General features: G+C 44.7%; 7 protein-coding genes. 5 read left to right on the top strand and 2 right to left on the bottom strand.

All coding sequences use genetic code 11. From position 1 onward, the window contains the following. Positions 1 to 91 precede the first annotated feature (91 nt). The 4 genes from QUA07_RS22075 to QUA07_RS22060 all read left to right on the top strand — a co-directional run bounded on the left by QUA07_RS22075 (position 92) and on the right by QUA07_RS22060 (position 14,121). Positions 92 to 5,461, top strand: coding sequence for an AAA family ATPase (locus tag QUA07_RS22075; protein ID WP_333329246.1), 5,370 nt, complete (start codon positions 92 to 94; stop codon positions 5,459 to 5,461). A gap of 141 nt (positions 5,462 to 5,602) precedes the next feature. Continuing rightward, complete coding sequence (locus QUA07_RS22070) at positions 5,603 to 11,353, top strand: AAA family ATPase (RefSeq protein WP_333329243.1); 5,751 nt, start codon at positions 5,603 to 5,605, stop codon at positions 11,351 to 11,353. Between the two features lie 396 nt (positions 11,354 to 11,749). After that, positions 11,750 to 12,643 carry an isoaspartyl peptidase/L-asparaginase family protein gene (locus tag QUA07_RS22065; protein ID WP_333329240.1) on the top strand — a complete coding sequence of 298 codons (894 nt, stop codon included), beginning with the start codon at positions 11,750 to 11,752 and terminating at the stop codon, positions 12,641 to 12,643. 203 nt (positions 12,644 to 12,846) lie between these two features. Then, entirely contained in the window at positions 12,847 to 14,121 is a 1,275-nt protein-coding gene (locus QUA07_RS22060) for a carbamoylphosphate synthase large subunit (RefSeq protein ID WP_333329237.1), read from the top strand. A 41-nt stretch (positions 14,122 to 14,162) separates the two neighbouring features. On the opposite strand, the gene QUA07_RS22055 is transcribed toward QUA07_RS22060, so the two are convergent. Together QUA07_RS22055 and hisD are read right to left on the bottom strand one after the other, a co-directional pair. After that, the gene (locus QUA07_RS22055; RefSeq protein WP_333329234.1) at positions 14,163 to 14,591 is read right to left on the bottom strand and encodes a universal stress protein; all 429 of its coding nucleotides are present in this window, start codon (positions 14,589 to 14,591) and stop codon (positions 14,163 to 14,165) included. A 331-nt stretch (positions 14,592 to 14,922) separates the two neighbouring features. After that, complete coding sequence (gene hisD, locus QUA07_RS22050; RefSeq protein ID WP_333329231.1) at positions 14,923 to 16,236, bottom strand: histidinol dehydrogenase; 1,314 nt, start codon at positions 16,234 to 16,236, stop codon at positions 14,923 to 14,925. Positions 16,237 to 17,128: 892 nt separating this feature from the next. Between hisD and rpsT the strand changes: the two genes are divergently transcribed. Beyond that, positions 17,129 to 17,428, top strand: a complete 300-nt coding sequence (rpsT, locus tag QUA07_RS22045; RefSeq protein ID WP_006632886.1) for a 30S ribosomal protein S20 — start codon at positions 17,129 to 17,131, stop codon at positions 17,426 to 17,428. Positions 17,429 to 17,570: the final 142 nt, after the last annotated feature.

The raw sequence follows: 17,570 nt of genomic DNA, 5'->3' as shown, positions 1-17,570 counted from the left end.
AACATAATTTGTTCCTTTCTAAAGCGCTATTCTTTACACAACGAACCGGGTGTGTTCTGACGGCGCGTTAATTTTTACCAGAAAAATAAATATGCTGTCCATTCCAGGCATTGCCGTCCAGAAGCTGCTTTACGAAAGTGCTAACTCTCTGGTGTACCGGGCGATTCGGGAAGCGGATCACCAACCGCTCATCCTCAAACTGCTCAAAGAGAGCTACCCGACACCTCAAGAATTGCTACGCTACCGTACCGAATACCGCATCACCCGAGAGCTGAAAGAGGCGGGAGTCGTGCAAGTTTATGACTTGCAAAAATACCAAAACAGCCTCGTGATTTTTGTGGAGGACTTTGGCGGGGAATCGTTGAAAATATGGATGCAGCAGCGAAAGTTTAGCCTCAAGGAATTTCTGCAAATTGCGAGCGCTGCCACTGAAACTTTAGGGAAAATTCATAGCGCCAATATTATCCACAAAGATATTAACCCTTCTAATATAGTATTTAATCCAGCGACCGGGCAGCTCAAAATTATCGACTTTGGCATTTCCACTCAGCTAACGCGAGAAATGCCAACCCTGAAAAACCCCAACATTTTAGAAGGAACCTTAGCCTATATTTCACCCGAACAAACTGGTAGGATGAATCGCTCTATCGATTACCGCACTGACTTTTACTCCCTCGGCGTCACCTTTTACGAATTACTGACAGGAAAACTACCTTTTGAGACAGAAGACGCTTTAGAGCTAGTTCACTGCCACATTGCCAGACAGCCAGTTCCCCCGCACGAAATCACGCCGGAAATTCCCTTAATTGTCTCGCAAATTGTCAGCAAGCTGATGGCAAAAAATGCGGAAAATCGCTATCAAACTGCATTGGGTCTTAAGCAGGACTTAGAAATGTGTCTGGTTCAATTACAAGAAACCGATAGGATAGAAGAATTTGACTTGGGAACGCTGGATCTTACAGACCATTTCCTGATTCCCGAAAAGTTATACGGCAGAGAAACCGAAGTTTTTCATCTATTAAATGCCTTTGAAAGAGTTCGTAATTCTAGTGCAGAAATGATGCTTGTAGGTGGCTTTTCTGGGATTGGGAAAACCGCAGTAGTGAATGAAGTGCATAAGCCGATCGCCCGACAGCGTGGATATTTTATCAAAGGCAAATACGACCAATTTCAACGAAATATTCCCTTCAGTGCATTTGTGCAAGCATTTCGGGAATTGATGGGACAATTATTATCAGAAAGTGACGCTCAGTTACACAGATGGCAAACCCAGATTCTCACCGCAGTAGGCGAGAGTGGGCAAGTCTTGATTGACGTAATTCCTGAATTAGAACACATCATTGGCGCTCAAAATCCTGCACTAGAATTGTCGGGGAGTGCCGCCCAAAATCGCTTCAATCTGCTAATGCAGAAATTTGTGCAAGTATTTACCCAAGCAGAACATCCCTTAGTGATGTTTCTGGACGATTTGCAGTGGGCAGATTCGGCATCGCTGAAATTGCTACAACTATTGATGGAGGATACGGGGCATCTGTTAGTATTGGGTGCTTATCGGGATAATGAGGTATCACCGGCTCATCCGTTTATGTTGACTGTGGATGAGATTGTGAAGTCTGGGGCAGTGGTGAATACGATTACCCTGCAACCGTTGAGTTTAGCAGATCTCAATCAGTTGGTAGCAGATACGCTGATTTGCGATTTATCTTTAGCTACACCTTTGACAGAATTGGTTTACCAAAAAACCCAAGGTAATCCTTTTTTCTCGACTCAATTCCTCAAGGCCTTGTATGAAGATGGTCAAATTATTTTTAACCCCCCTCAATCCCCTATTAGTAAGGGGGGCAGTAAAGGGGGGTGGCAGTGCGATATTAATCAAGTTAAATTTGCCGACGCCTCGGATGTGGTGGAGTTTATGGCGGTGCAATTGCAGAAGTTGCCTGCCGAAACTCAGGATGTTCTCAAACTTGCCGCGTGCATTGGGGCGCAGTTTGATTTAGAGACATTGGCAATAGTCAGCGAAGAATTACCAGAAGAAACGGCATCAGCACTGTGGAAAGCCTTGCAAGAAGGACTGATTTTAGTGATGTCAGAAGGCTATAACTTCATTCAAGCAGATGCTCAATACCCTCCTGGGTCTGTTGCTAATCCAACTTATAAGTTCCTGCACGATCGCGTCCAGCAAGCGGCTTATTCCCTAATCCCAGACGACCAAAAACAAGCCACTCATCTGAAAATAGGACAGTTACTGCTACAAAGTTCTTCCGAGATAGAAATAGAAGAAAAAATATTTGATATTGTCGGGCATTTAAATCAAGGAATTGAGTTAATCCATCAATTAAGTGAACGCTCAGCCTTAGCCCAACTCAACTTAGAAGCTGGACGTAAGGCTAGAAATTCTACCGCCTACGCTGCCGCAAATATCTATCTACAAACGGGCATTGAGCTACTGACACCTCAATGCTGGCAAACTCAATATGAATTGGCGCTAAATCTTTATGTTGCTGCTGCTGAAATTGCCTATTTAAATGGTGACTTTGATGGTATGGAACAGATGGCAGGACTGGTTTTGCAAGAAGCCCAAACAATTTTAGATCGAGTTAAAATTTACGAAATTAAAATTGCCGCTCAGACCGCCCAGAGCAAGGTGTTAGAAACGATCGCCGTAGCAAGAGAGGCACTCTTACAATTGGGAATTGAACTCCCTGCCGAACCTGATGAAGCCAAGATTGGCAAAGCGTTACAAGCCCTTGCGCCCCAATTAACCGGCAGAAAGATTGAGGAATTGGTTGACCTACCTGTGATGACAAATCCACAGACTCAGGCAGCTATGCAACTGTCTGGTATGTTGTTTCCACCCATTTTCCAGGGAATGCCCGGTTTGCTGCCCCTACTGAGCTCCACGATGGTGAGTTTATCGCTCTCCTTTGGGAATGCGCCCGCATCGACGGTGGGTTATGCGATGCACGGGATGGTGTTCTGTGCCTTTTTACAAGAGGTGGAAACTGGCTATGGCTTTGGGAAATTGGCACTTTCATTGCTCGATCGGTTGAATGTGCCCGAATTCAAGTCCACAGTTCTACTTTTGTTTGGTGGCTGGATTCAGCATCGCCAAGAATCTCTTTTGGCAACGATACCGACGCTGAAAGAGGGCTATAGGTTTGGTATGGAAACAGGCGACTTTGTAGACGCTGGCTATAACATATATATTTGCTTTTATACTCATTTATTCGCTGGTGTAGAACTAGACACTTGGGAACCAGAAATAGCAAGTTATAGGGCTGTCATGGCGCAGTTGAAACAATATTCTGCTCGGGTTTATTTGGATATGATTCAGCAGACGGTGCAAAACTTGAGGGAAACCCATATTCGGCCGGATTTGTTAATAGGCTCTGCCTACGATGAAACGGTGATGATTCCCAAGCACTATCAGGATAATGAATTCACGGCGATCGCCTGTGCCTACATCTTCAAACTGCTGCTTGCTTACTGCTATGGGAATTACACGGCTGCCTTAGACCACATTTCCCAAGTCATACAGTATTTGATGGGAGTATCTGGATCAGCTTTTGTTCCCATTTTTCATTTTTATGCCGCCCTGACGCACCTGGCACTTTTTCTCGCACAGCCAGCAATTGAGCAAACTGAAATTCTTGCCTTAGTGGAAACCCATCAAACCACGCTGCAACAGTGGGCGCAAAATGCTCCCATGAATTATCTGCATAAATGGTATTTAGTGGAAGCAGAACGGCAACGGGTGTTGGGTAATAAAGCCGAGGCGATTGAAATGTACGATCGCGCAATTTCTGGAGCCAAAGAAAACAAATATGTTAATGACGAAGCCTTGGCAAACGAACTAGCAGCCAAATTTTACGGGGAATGGGGCAAAACAAAAGTTGCTCAAGCCTACATATTTGAGGCGTATTATTGTTATGTTGAATGGGGAGCTCCTGCTAAGGTAACTGATTTAGAAACGCGATATCCCCACTTATTCGCGGTAACTCAACCGGGAAGAAAAAACACTCAAACTACTGTAGCAATGACAACGACTGGTTCGGGTAATCACCTAGATATAACCGCCGTCATGAAGGCTTCTCAGGCGATTTCTGGAGAAATTATGCTAGATAAGCTACTGTCTAGCTTGATGAAAATTTTGATGGAAAATGCAGGGGCGCAACGAGGCTATCTAATTTTGTTAAACCAGGGACAACTGTTCATTGAAGCAGAAGGGAAAATCGATGACGAACTCGTCACCGTGTTGCAGTCAATCCCCGTTGAAACCTGTCCAGAACTTGCTTCCGCAATTGTCAATTATGTGAGTCGCACTCAAGAAAGCGTGGTACTAGATGATGCTGCGCGATCGGGACAATTTACTAAGGACGCCCACATCCGAAAGCATCAGCCCAAATCAATTTTATGTGTACCGCTGATTAACCAATCTCAAGTCATTAGTATTGTTTACTTAGAAAATAATCTGACAGCGGGGGCTTTTACCCCTGAAAGAGTGGAACTATTAAAAGTGTTATCTGGACAAGCGGCTATCTCAATTCAAAATTCTAAGCTTTATACAGAATTACGCGAAAATGAAAGCAGGCTGGTTCAACTCAACAAAGCTTACGAGCGATTTATTCCCCATCAATTCCTCCAGTTTTTAGAGAAATCAAGCATCATTGATGTCGAATTGGGCGACCAAGTGCAGTTAGAAATGTCGGTGTTGTTTTCCGACATTCGCGACTTCACCACGCTTTCGGAAACTATGACGCCGGAGGATAATTTCAAATTTATCAATTCTTATCTCAGTCGCATGGAACCTGTCATTAATGAAAATAAGGGGTTTATCGACAAATATATTGGCGATGCGATTATGGCGCTATTTAGCGGCGAGGCGGATAATGCGGTGAAAGCGGGAATTGCTATGCTGCACCGTCTCGCTGAATACAATGAATACTGCGCTAACGCTGGCTGTGCACCGATTCAGATTGGGATTGGGATTAATACGGGTTCTTTGATGCTGGGAACTGTGGGCGGACCAAATCGCATGGACGGGACGGTAATTAGTGATGCCGTTAATTTAGCTTCTCGCGTGGAAAGTTTGACAAAAAATTATGGGGTTTCGCTGTTAATTACCCAGCCAACTTATACGCGCCTGAAAAATCCATCTCAGTACACAATCCGCACTCTAGACACGGTAAAAGTCAAGGGAAAATCCGAAGCTGTGACGATTTATGAGGTGTTTGATGCAGATCCGCCAGAAATTAAACAGACCAAGTTAGCTACGCTGGAATTGTTTGCAGAAGCTAGGGCACTTTACTCGGAAGGGAAGTTATTTGAAGCGGCGCGACTGTTTTCCGAGTGTTGGCGTCAGAATCCGGGCGATCGCGTGGCTAAAATTTACTGGGAACGCTGTGAGTCTGCATTGGTGACTCGCACAAAAATCAAAGACAGGCTACACAATTTACATTAATCATAAAAGTCCCAAACTCGATCGCTACATTAAAAACTCAACATTTGTTACAAAAACACAAAATTTCCTTTCTAACGTGCTATTCTATACACAAAGCTGGTGCGTTTTGACTTAGCGTTAATTTTTACCATAAAAATCAATATGCTCTCTATTCCAGGCGTTGCGGTTGTGGCGGTTCTTTACGAAAGTGTCAACTCTCTGGTTTACCGGGCGATTCGGGAAGCAGATCACCAGCCAATTATCCTCAAACTGCTCAAAGAAAGCTACCCCACACCTCAAGAATTGGTGCGCTACCGCACCGAATACCGCATCACCCAAGAGTTGAAGGAGGCGGGAGTCATACAAGTTTATGACTTGCAAAAATACCAAAACAGCCTCGTGATGTTTGTGGAGGACTTTGGTGGCGAATCCTTGAAAATATGGATGCAGCAGCGAAAGTTTAGCCTCAACGAGTTTCTGCAAATTGCGATCAAAACCGCTGAAAGTTTAGGCCAGATTCACGCGGCTAACGTCATTCACAAAGATATCAACCCTTCCAATATTGTCTACAACCCGGAGACAGAACAGTTAAAAATTATTGATTTTGGTATTTCCACGCAGCTAACGCGCGAAAATCCGGTACTGAAAACGCCTGGAGTTCTGGAAGGTACGCTGGCCTATATTTCGCCTGAACAAACGGGTAGGATGAATCGCGCTCTCGACTATCGCACTGATTTTTATTCGCTCGGCGTCACTTTTTACGAACTGCTGACGGCAAAACTGCCATTCGAGACATCGGACGCTTTAGAGTTAGTTCACTGCCATATTGCAAAGGTGCCAGTGCCCCCCTGCGAAGTCAATTCAGAAATCCCTAAAGCCGTCTCAGATATTGTGATGAAACTCTTAGCAAAAACGGCGGAGGAGCGATACCAAAGCGGCAGGGGAATTCAAGCGGACTTAGAAGCTTGCTTGAAGCAATTGCAACACATCGGCAGCATCGAGCCTTTCCCATTAGCCAATCAGGATATTTCCGATAAATTTCAACTGCCGCAGAAACTTTACGGCAGAGAGCGAGAAATTGAAACTTTACTCAGAGCCTTCGAGCGTGCGAGTGCGGATAAAAGCGAATTAATGCTGGTGGCAGGTTATTCGGGAATCGGGAAGTCAGCATTAGTGCAAGAACTCTACAAACCCATCACCCAAAAGCGCGGCTATTTTATTTCGGGTAAATTTGACCAGTACCAGCGCAACATTCCCTACAGCGCCATCATTACGGCTTTTCGAGAATTAGTGAAGCAACTTTTAAGCGAACCTGAAGCGCAACTGAACCAGTGGCGGAAGAAACTTCAATCTGCTTTGGGAAGCAATGGTCAAGTGATTTTCGAGGTAATTCCTGAAGTAGAGTTGATAATTGGCAAACAGCCTGCCGTGCCTGAACTCGGTTCCAATGAGTCCCAGAATCGCTTTTATTTAGTATTTCAGAACTTCATCAAAGTCTTTACTAAACCAGAACATCCTTTAGCAATATTTATTGATGATTTACAGTGGGCAGATGGCGCCTCTCTGAAACTAATTAAATTACTTATGAGTTTTTCATCACCCGGACTGTTTTTAATTGGTGCGTATCGGGATAACGAGGTAACCTCCGGGCATTTGTCAATGTTAACACTAGATGAGATTGCCAAAACTCGAGCAATTATTAATCGCGTTTTCCTCTCGCCTTTGGCATTATCTACAGTCACTCAAATTATTTCAGAAACTCTCAAATGTTCTCAAGAAAAAGCCAACTCTATTGCCGAGTTAGTGCATTTAAAAACCGGAGGAAATCCCTTTTTTATGAATGAGTTTTTGAAATCACTTTATACAGAAGGGCTCTTAGAGTTTAACTTTCAGACCTTAGAGTGGCAGTGGGTAGTAGCTCAAATTCAAGCAAGGGATTTTACTGATAACGTAGTCGAACTGATGGCAACCAAAATTCAAAAGCTGCCAAAAAATACGCAACTGAGGTTAAAGGTAGCAGCCTGTATCGGCAATCACTTTGACCTATCTACCTTATCTATTACCAGTGAAAAAAGCCTTACAGATACAATTAATGATTTGCAAGCTGCGGTTGCTGAAAACTTTGTTGTTCATTTTGGTAGTATGGGCGATTTGGTATTAGCTGTGAATGGGAAATTATCCAATTCCCAGTCCCTAGAGTACAAATTTGTTCACGACAGAATACACCAAGCTGCTTATTCTCTAATTTCCGAAGCCGACAAAGCAAATATTCACCAGCAAATTGGAAAATTTTTGCTGCAAAATACTTCTGCCGACAAGCGAGAAGAGAAAATATTTGACATTGTCAATCAACTGAATTTAGGGGTAGGGGCAACCACAGAAGGATTGCCCCTACTGACTTCTCAAGAAGAAAGAGATGAACTAGCTCAGTTAAATCTTATGGCTGCTCAGAAAGCAAAAGCATCCATTGCATACCAATCTGCGTTGAATTATTTGCAAGTAGGGATAGATCTGTTAGCAGCCAATAGCTGGAAACAGCAGTATTCTCTCATCCTCTCACTGTATGAAGAAGCAGCCGAAGTTGCCTATTTGCTTGCCGATTTTGTTTTGATGAATAAATTTGCTCAAACATTACTCTCACAAGCCAAAACAGTGCTAGATCAAGTGAAAGTGTATGAGATAAAAATTCTGGCATCTAATGTTCAGGGCAATTTGCATGAGGCGATCCTGCTTTCGAGGGAAGTGCTGAAAATGTTGGGGGTGGAGTTGCCAAAACAACCTAACTCATTCCATATTGTATGGCAGCTAATGCGAACCCAGATGAGAATAGGTAACAAAGAGATTGCTAGCTTAGTTAAGCGGCCAGTTATGACCGATCCTTACCATATTGCTGCAATGCGTATCTTGGCTAAAATTGCACCTGCCGCTTACTCCGCTAAACCTATGTTGTTTCTCCTGATTGTTTTCCAAATGGTTAACCTATCTTTGAAAGGGGGGAATTCTACTGAATCGGCTTTTGCTTATAGTAATTATGGGATAGTGCTTTGTGGCGTCATTGGAAATATTGAAAAGGGCTTTCAATTTGGTCAACTGGCGCTTGATTTACTGTCCAAATTGAATATTATAGAAGCAAAAGCAAAGACGGAGTTTGTAGTTAATAATTTTATTAAGCATTGGAGAGAACCGGTCAAGAAAATTTTAAAATTACAGCTTGAAAATTATCAAGTTGGGATGGAAACGGGAGACTTGGAATTTGCTGCCTATTCAGTTCAAATGCACTGCCACTATGCTTTTCTGAGTGGCGTAGAATTAAGGGAACTGGATTCAAAGATAGCAAATTATACTGATCTCATCCGTAGAATGGGGCAAGAAAGAATCATTGAGGGGCAGAATCTATATCATCAAGCAGTTCTGAACTTGCGCGATCTAGCAGAAAATACTACTTCTCTAAAGGGAAAATTTTATGATGAACAGGTAATGCTGCCGCTCTTAATAAAGCGAAGCGATCGGTATGCTATTTGCAATCACTATTTAAACAAATTGATACTTTGTTACTTATTTAGTGAAGAAAAAAAAGCCGTAATTGCTGCCAAAGCAGCAGAACAATATATCGAGAGTGTTACAGGGTCTCTGGTAATTAGTTATTTCTATTTTTATGATTCTTTAGTACGTCTTGCTATAGCAAAAAATACTGCTTATTTCCAGCAAAAACGCCACCTCCGCAAAGTGCAAGCCAACCAGAGAAAGATGCGGAAATGGGCGCGTCATGCACCAGCAAATAATTTGCATAAGTTTTATCTGGTCGAGGCAGAACTTTATCGGGTTTGTGGCAAAGATCCACGAGCAATGGATTATTATGACAAAGCAATTGCCCTTGCCAAAGACAACGAATACATCCATGAATCTGCCCTCGCCTACGAACTAGCAGCCAAGTTTTATTTATCCAAAGGCAAAGAACTGACAGCCAGAGCCTATATGCAAGAATCACGTTACTGCTATCAACTCTGGGGTGCGGCGGCAAAGGTCAAAGATTTAGAAAAGCGCTATCCCCACCTATTCACGCCCAGTCAATCAATTATTAAAGATACCCAAACTACAACAACTGGCTCAGGCTCAAATTTAGATATTGCCACAGTAATGAAGGCGTCTCAGGCAATTTCGGGCGAAATTCAGCTAGATAAGCTAATGTCTAGCTTGATGAAAATTTTGATGGAAAATGCGGGGGCACAAAAAGGTTATCTGATTTTGTCAAGCTGCGAAAAGCTATTAATTGAAGCTGAAGGGAAAATTGATGACGCTCGCGTTACCGTGTTGCAGTCAATCCCCGTTGAAAGCTGTCAAGAACTTTCCAAAGCGATTGTCAATTATGTGGCCCGCACTCAAGAAAGCGTGGTACTGGATGACGCTGTTCGAGAGGGAAAATTTACCAAGGACTCGTACATCCAAAAAAATCAGCCCAAATCAATTCTCTGCGTGCCGCTAATTAACCAAGCTCAAATCGTCAGTATTGTTTACCTAGAAAACAATCTGACAGCCGGAGCTTTTACCCCAGAAAGAGTGGAACTATTAAAAGTGTTATCGGGACAAGCGGCGATCTCGATTCAAAATTCTAAACTTTATACAGAAGTCCGCGAAAGTGAGAGCAGGCTCACTCAATTTTTAGAAGCAATTCCAGTAGGGCTGACAGTGCTGGATGCTTCGGGCAAACCTTACTATAGTAATAGCGCTGCTATCCAATTATTAGGTAAAGGAGTTATTCCTGAAGTCACCAGCGAGCAAATACCCGAGGTTTATCAAATCTATCAAGCGGGAACAGAGCAGGAATATCTCTCTGCACAATTGCCCACTACGCGGGCGTTGAGTGGCGAAAGTGCCACTGTAGATGATATGGAAATTCACCAAGGCAACAAGATTATTCCTATAGAGGCTTGGGGTACGCCAATCTATGATGAAAAGGACAATATTTCTTATGCAATTGTAGCCTTTCAAGATATCACGGAGCGTAAAAAAGCCGAAACAGAGCGAATCAGATTTACCAATGAACTGTTCCAACTCAACAAAGCTTACGAGCGTTTTGTCCCCAATCAATTCCTCCATTTTCTAGAGAAATCAAGCATAATTGATGTGGAATTGGGCGACCAAGTGCAGTTAGAAATGTCGGTGCTATTTTCCGATATTCGCGACTTTACTACGCTTTCGGAAAGTATGACGCCGGAGGATAATTTCAAATTTATCAATTCCTATCTTTCTCGTATGGAACCTGTTATTAATGAAAATAAGGGGTTTATTGATAAATATATTGGCGATGCGATTATGGCGCTGTTTAGTGGGGAAGCTGATAATGCTGTGAAAGCGGCAATTGCCATGCTACACTGCCTCGTTGAATACAATCAAAATCGCGCTAATTCTGGGTATGGGCCAATTCAGATTGGGATTGGCATCAATACTGGAACTTTGATGCTGGGAACGGTGGGCGGACCAAATCGCATGGACGGGACGGTAATCAGCGATGCGGTGAATTTAGCTTCTCGCGTGGAAAGTTTGACGAAAAATTATGGGGTGTCGCTATTAATCACCCAGGAAACTTACTCGCGTTTACAAAATCCCTCCCAGTACGCAATCCGCACCCTCGATACGGTAAAAGTCAAGGGAAAATCTGAATTAGTAACAGTTTATGAGGTGTTTGATGCTGACCCGCCTGAAATTAAAGAGGGCAAGTTAGCTACGCTGGAATTGTTTGCAGAAGCTTTGGCGATTTACTCGGAAGGCAAGTTGGCTGAAGCAGCGCGGCTGTTTGCAGAGTGTTGGCATCAGAATCAGGGCGATCGCGTCGCTAAAATTTATTGGGAACGCTGTCAGTCTACTTTAAGAAATCGCACAAAAATCAAAGACCGGCAACACAATTTAGATTAATCATAAAAGTCCAAAGCTCGATCGCTAAATTGTTGGAGGGGAGATCATTTTCAAAGTCTCATTCTTCACGTTTACCAATTTTGCCTGTTAATTTGTAGTGCATCGCCTTAAATTTTACCGCTTCTTTACTCCCTAAATCTTTCAATTTCCCTAACTAACTAGAAGCCAAATTGCCTCACACTATTGACATAACTTTGGTCAGATGTCTATTAATAATTCGTAAATTGCTAGGTCTGAAGGAACACAAAGCTCGACAAAAATAATTATCTCTGAAGATAGAAGAACCCCAAATTAAACACCGCTAACCTATAAAACTATGAGGGCTAAAAAACTACTTAAAAATTGATTAATATAAGGAATTTTTAAGTAGAGCTTAAGATAAAAAAAAGGAAATTTATGGTACTGAGTATTATTGTTCACGGTGGAGCAAAAACCATCACCGAAGACAAGGTTGCAGCAAACAATGCAGGCTGTACCGCAGCAGCAGAAGCTGGTTGGGCAGTGCTCGCAAGGGGGGGTTCCGCAGCAGAAGCTGTTGAGGCAGCTATCCGGATTCTGGAAGCTGACCAGACATTTAACGCAGGCTTTGGATCGGTTCTCAACAACCAGGGACAGGTAGAGCTAGACGCAGCGATGATGGAAGGCGGTTCATTAGCTTGGGGAGCCCTCGCAAATGTTCAAGGCGTGCGCCATCCCATCTCAGTGGCGCGAAAGATTATGGATAAAAAACCCATGTTCTTAGTAGCGGATCACGCAGAAGATTTTGCGGCAGAAATTGGAGCCGAGATGTGTACAAAAGAAGACTTAATCGCGGATGAGCAACAGGAAGAGTGGGAGGAGGAAAAAGAAGTTATTGACCGCCCCAATACCGTTGGTTGTGTAGCTTTGGACAGCAGCGGCACCTTAGTTGCCGGTACCTCAACAGGCGGCACTATGAATAAGCCCGCCGGTCGGGTCGGCGACAGCGCCATTATCGGCTCAGGTTTGTTTGCTGACAGTCAACAGGGCGGTTGCTCGACCACAGGCGATGGCGAGTCGATTATACCAGTAGTTCTGGCTAAGACGGCGATCGACATTCTAGCGTCCGGCAAGCACCCAGACGATGCAGCGCAGATGGCTATTGAGACTCTGGCATCTAAGGTTGCCGGAGAAGCTGGGTGTATCCTCATAGACCCTCAAGGGCGGGTTGGCTGGGCGCATAACTCAACCGACATGGCTTGTGCTTATAGAACCGAAGAAATGGACAAGGTGGCTGTGTTCACTAAGAAAAAACAACTCGTCCATCATTGAAATTATTGAGGCTGCATTCTCTCTAGTTGGAGAGGGTTAAAATTCCGCAACTAATATCTTGTTTCTTAGGTATTAAGTAGCAGGACATCAATAAACATTTTTTCAATTTGTAGGGCGGGCATTGCCCACCCTACGTTTAATTATGTCGAGCTACTTAGTGGCCGAGAAAACAGTTCAATTCAAACTCGACTTGAAGGTTTCTTATGAACTCCACATACGATTTTCCTTACTTTCAGGGTAATTCTCTTTCCGATTTGTTTGCTCCAGACATCACAGATTCACGTTATGCGTTCATCCTAAATTACCCTGCAACTGCCAGTTGGGCTGCTTACCCCAACAGGAAAAAATACTTTATTCAAGACGGCAGCAGTGAAGCCACCAAAACTTCTTTCGACAAGATTGGTCAGAAGGAACCTTGGAAAAATCTGGCTGTGTTAGGCGATGCCATCCCAGGAATTGTGATTAATTCCCCGCCGAACTCGCTGATTGACTATTGGCGGGAGCATTTGGGCTTCAGCAACAGCAGTATGGAGATGATAGACTGCTCAACCTATCTCGAAGATCTCAGCGTAAGCGATCGCTTTGACAAACTCCTGACTCTATTTCCCTTCGACAATCTCAAACCCGAAAAACACGCCGTTGATCCCGACATCCACTACCACTTACTCAGCAAAGCAACGCTAGCAGAATTAGGCGTGCAATGCCCGAAATACGAAACCTACAATCTGCACGAAGTCAATCTCGAAAGCATTCAGTTACCAGAGCAATTCCCCTACTTGATTAAAACATCCCACGGACTTTCTGGAGAAGGCACTTATATTATCAAAAGCGCCAGCGATCTGAACTACTGCTTGCAGGAAGTGAGGAAATATCTCGATATTAAGTTGCTGGATACGATTATTGTCTCGGAATTCGTCAAGAATGAAGTGCAGAACTATTGCGTGCAGTTTTATGTAAGCAAAACGGGAAATATCACGCTTATCGGCACTACCAGCCAACTTGTCACCCCAGAGGGCAACTATTTAGGGGGACTGATTCACTACCGCGAAACCGACATGACTAGGTTTTTTGAGATGATTGCCGCTATTGGTAAATATGCTCACCAACAGGGTTATTTCGGCGTTATTGGCTTCGACGTGCTGGAAGACTCAGAGGGACAGTTGTATGCTATTGATGCCAATTTCCGAGTTAATGGCTCGACTCCGCTTTGCTTACAGCGCCATACCTTACTGGGGCGGGGAAAGGAGGTGGCTAAATATTCCAGTGACTGCCGAATGGATGGGACTTTGGAATCGATTCTTGTCACTCTGAAACCAGAACTCGATCGCAAGGACTTGATAATCCTGTCGGCTTTAGAGAAGGTTAAATACGGAAAAATCTACACAGAAATTTACGGGATAGTTGCTGGTGAGGATATGGAGGAAATGCAGCAAATTGAGCAGAACTTGCACACTAAGGGATTGCAGCAATTGGGTTAATATTTACTCTACCGCTTGCAGCGGTTATGGGGTTTTCCCCCTCATCTGGCGCGCACCACCAACACCGAACAAGGAGCTTCAGCGACAACTTCCGCACTCACCGAACCCTCCAAAATCCGCTTTAAACCAGTCAAACCCCGACAGCCGATCGCAATTAAATCCGCCTTATAGATATGAGCCAAACGGACAATTTCTTCTGCAGGTTGTCCCGAAACAATCTCCAATTCGCTCTGGCAAGGCAACTTTTCCTGATAAGATTGCAGCAACTTCTCTACCTCTCGGTAAGCAATCTCATCTCCCTGAGCGTGAGGTCGATCGACAACCGCGTCAAAATCCGCCGTACCAGAACTGACAACATGAACTAGAATCACCTTTGCCGTTGGTTCTAGCTGAAATTGTCCTACAACTTGCAGTACCTGAGTCGCTAACTCTGAATTGTCGATCGCTACCAAAACAGTATTCAATACCATTCACCTTTAAATTTCAGATATTTAGACTTTAAATTTTCGTTGATTGTCGCCTACTGTCCACAATTTCGCGCTCCCACCAACATTATTATTATCTACCCAGAAACCCGGTTTCTTAACATAATTGCGTCATTTAAGCAAGATACTTGAAGAAACCGGGTTTCTTAAGCCCGGAGTGCGTCAGTAGGTAGGTGCAAATAAACTGGGCCACTTGTCACAGAATGTAAAGTTAGCATAATCGCCAGCGAATTGCTTCGTTTCACTGGCTTTGGACTAATTATGTATTTTCCCACTCATCTACTTAAATCTCGATCGCCAATCTCAAATCTACCATCTAAAACTCACCCTTTCCCTCATTTTCAGTCCGCAGCCGCACCGAATCAGCGTGAGAAGGAAGCCCCTCTGCTTCGGCTAACACATTAATCGCCCTACTCACCTTCTTAAGTGCAGCAGGCGAATATTGAATCAAACTCGAATGCTTCATAAAAGTTTCGACACCAAGCGGCGACGCATAGCGCGGAGCCCCAGAAGTCGGCAAAGTGTGATTCGGGCCAGCCAAATAATCACCTACAGCTTCCGGCGTCGAGCAGCCCAAGAAAATCGCCCCAGCGTGGCGAATTTGGTCGAGCAAAGCCCAAGGATCTGCAACTTGCAATTCCAAGTGTTCGGGCGCAAACTCGTTAGAGAGTTCCGCCGCCGCTTTGAGCGAGTCAACTACCACGACTAAACCATAGTTGACGATCGCCTTTTCTGTTAAAGTTCGGCGCGGGTGATTTGCCAACTGTCTGTCTACCTCAGCCACCACCTTCCTAGCCAGCACCGAATCCGCCGTCAGCAAAATTGCCGACGCCATCGAATCGTGTTCAGCTTGAGCCAACATATCCGCAGCCACGTGCACAGGATTCGCCGAACCATCAGCAATAATCAGCACTTCCGACGGGCCAGCCAGAGAATCGATCCCCACAGTCCCGTAAACCAGTTTTTTAGCCAGGGTGACGTAAATATTCCCCGGCCCAGTAATTAAATCCACCTTCGGAATAGTTTCCGTACCGTAGGCCAAAGCCGCGATCGCCTGCGCCCCGCCTACCCGATAAATCTCATCAACTCCCGCTTCCTGAGCCGCTACCAGCACCGCAGGATTCATTTTCTTTTCCTGTCCGGGGGGAGTACACATCACCAGTCTCGGCACCTTGGCGACCTTCGCAGGAACCGCATTCATGATCACCGAGCTTGGATAGGACGCCTGACCGCCAGGAATGTAGATTCCCGCTCGATCGACCGGGGTGTAGCGCTTGCCCAAAACAATCTCGTCATCGCCAAACTGCACCCAAGACTTGGGTACGCGCTGTCGGTGAAACGCTTCTACCTGTTTGCAAGCCAGCCGGATGGCATTTAATAATTCTTTCGACACCTGCTGATAAGCAGCATCCAATTCGGCGCCACTCACCCGTAAATCTTCCACATTTAGGGTCATGCGGTCAAATTCAGCAGTGTAGTGCAGCACAGCCTGATCGCCTCTGCGCCTTACAGCTTGCAGCACCTCCCGCACGGTGGCTTCTTTGTGAACGACAAGTTCGTCATGGGTGCGATCGCAGATCCGTCGCAGTTCAGCTTGTGCCTCAACCCACTGAGTAATGATTCGCAGCATGGAGATTAGGAATGCCGTCTATAACTTCACTAACATTTGCTTGACAATTGGGGATTTTTGTGGGGATCTCCTAGAGAAGTAGGCCACCACCAGTCCACAAGCTTAAACCGCGAGAGTCGCGGCCTTTTCCAAGGCTTCAGTGCAGCGTTTAAATCTCTGTCGAGGATTTTGCAACACTGAGGACAAGTCACGACCTTCTCTAGGAATTGCCCGCCAGAGAACCGGGTGCGGAGGGAGAGGGTGGGAACGCAGAGGGGGAGAGTGTCCGACCCCGATAATATCCGAGAGGGAGAGTGTTCGAGCGGGAGAATTTTGGTTCTGCCTTCTAGCTTCTACCTTCTGATCCGGCTGTCTTCTACCTTCTACCTTCTACCTTCAGCTTTTTACCTTCTACCTTCGGTAAGTGCTTCTTGCCGAAGCCCAAATAACCCGTATTCTTTGTTATAGCTTAACTTGGATTTTTCAGAGAATTGGATTTTAAGCAAAATAGGTGCTATATTAGTTTTTCCAACACCTGATAATTTTTTTATAAAAAAACGCCAAATTATTGTATACTTGAAAATTGCGCGCAAGAAACCGTGACTTTAACTCGTGACGGTGGAAACACCGCAAAACGCCTCCTTAACATCCGTGTCATACCTTTGGGTATTGTCAGGGGTAAATAACAGGCAGTTAAATGAGTCAATAAAAAATTATTGCGCGGGCGTCGCCAAAAAGTAGCCACAGACTCAGCTCAATCTGAGCAAATGGAGAGTGGCTGTCTCACTCCGCCCTTAAAAATCAAGCTTTTTGCGGATTGCTCCCGAAAAGGTTGTCCTTCAAAATCCCCGTGTCTTGAGACTGTCTTGAGACTAGGGTGTATCAATGAATACCTACTTCCAGCAACTGAACTATGGCAAATATTAAGTCCGCCGTCAAACGAGTCAAAATCGCCGAACGTAACCGCTTGTACAACAAATCTTACAAGTCAGCGGTCAAAACTTTGATGAAGAAATATTTCGCTGCCGTAGACAAGTACGCCGCAGCTCCGAGCCCGGAATTAATGCAAGAAGTTCAGCAGCGAATGTCCGAGGCCTACAGCAAAATTGACAAAGCTGTCAAAAAAGGTGTACTCCACCGCAACAACGGCGCTCGCAAAAAGTCCCGCTTGGCAAGAACCCTCAAGCCGCACGAAGTATCGGTAGCATCTTAAGGAAGCAGAAAGTTCGGCAACGAAGCAGTGTACAAGATTGAAGGGATGGATGTTGAGGGAAGAAGTCAAGCGTGAAGAAGTCCAGCGTGAAGCAGGAAGAAGGAAGAAAGAAAACGGAAGATTTTTCCCACACACTCTCTCC

Source organism: Microcoleus sp. T3_A4 (assembly GCF_036700465.1).
In the GTDB taxonomy this organism is placed as follows: Bacteria; Cyanobacteriota; Cyanobacteriia; order Cyanobacteriales; family Microcoleaceae; genus Microcoleus.
The sequence above is the reverse complement of the archived record's forward strand: the minus strand, read 5'-3'. Positions and strand labels throughout refer to the sequence as shown.

Bases quoted from the DNA above. Each gene is read 5' to 3' on its own strand.
- QUA07_RS22075 (WP_333329246.1), top strand. From the start codon at position 92: ATGCTGTCCATTCCAGGCATTGCCGTCCAGAAGCTGCTTTACGAAAGT.
- QUA07_RS22070 (WP_333329243.1), top strand. From the start codon at position 5,603: ATGCTCTCTATTCCAGGCGTTGCGGTTGTGGCGGTTCTTTACGAAAGT.
- QUA07_RS22065 (WP_333329240.1), top strand. From the start codon at position 11,750: ATGGTACTGAGTATTATTGTTCACGGTGGAGCAAAAACCATCACCGAA.
- QUA07_RS22060 (WP_333329237.1), top strand. From the start codon at position 12,847: ATGAACTCCACATACGATTTTCCTTACTTTCAGGGTAATTCTCTTTCC.
- QUA07_RS22055 (WP_333329234.1), bottom strand. From the start codon at position 14,591: ATGGTATTGAATACTGTTTTGGTAGCGATCGACAATTCAGAGTTAGCG.
- hisD (WP_333329231.1), bottom strand. From the start codon at position 16,236: ATGCTGCGAATCATTACTCAGTGGGTTGAGGCACAAGCTGAACTGCGA.
- rpsT (WP_006632886.1), top strand. From the start codon at position 17,129: ATGGCAAATATTAAGTCCGCCGTCAAACGAGTCAAAATCGCCGAACGT.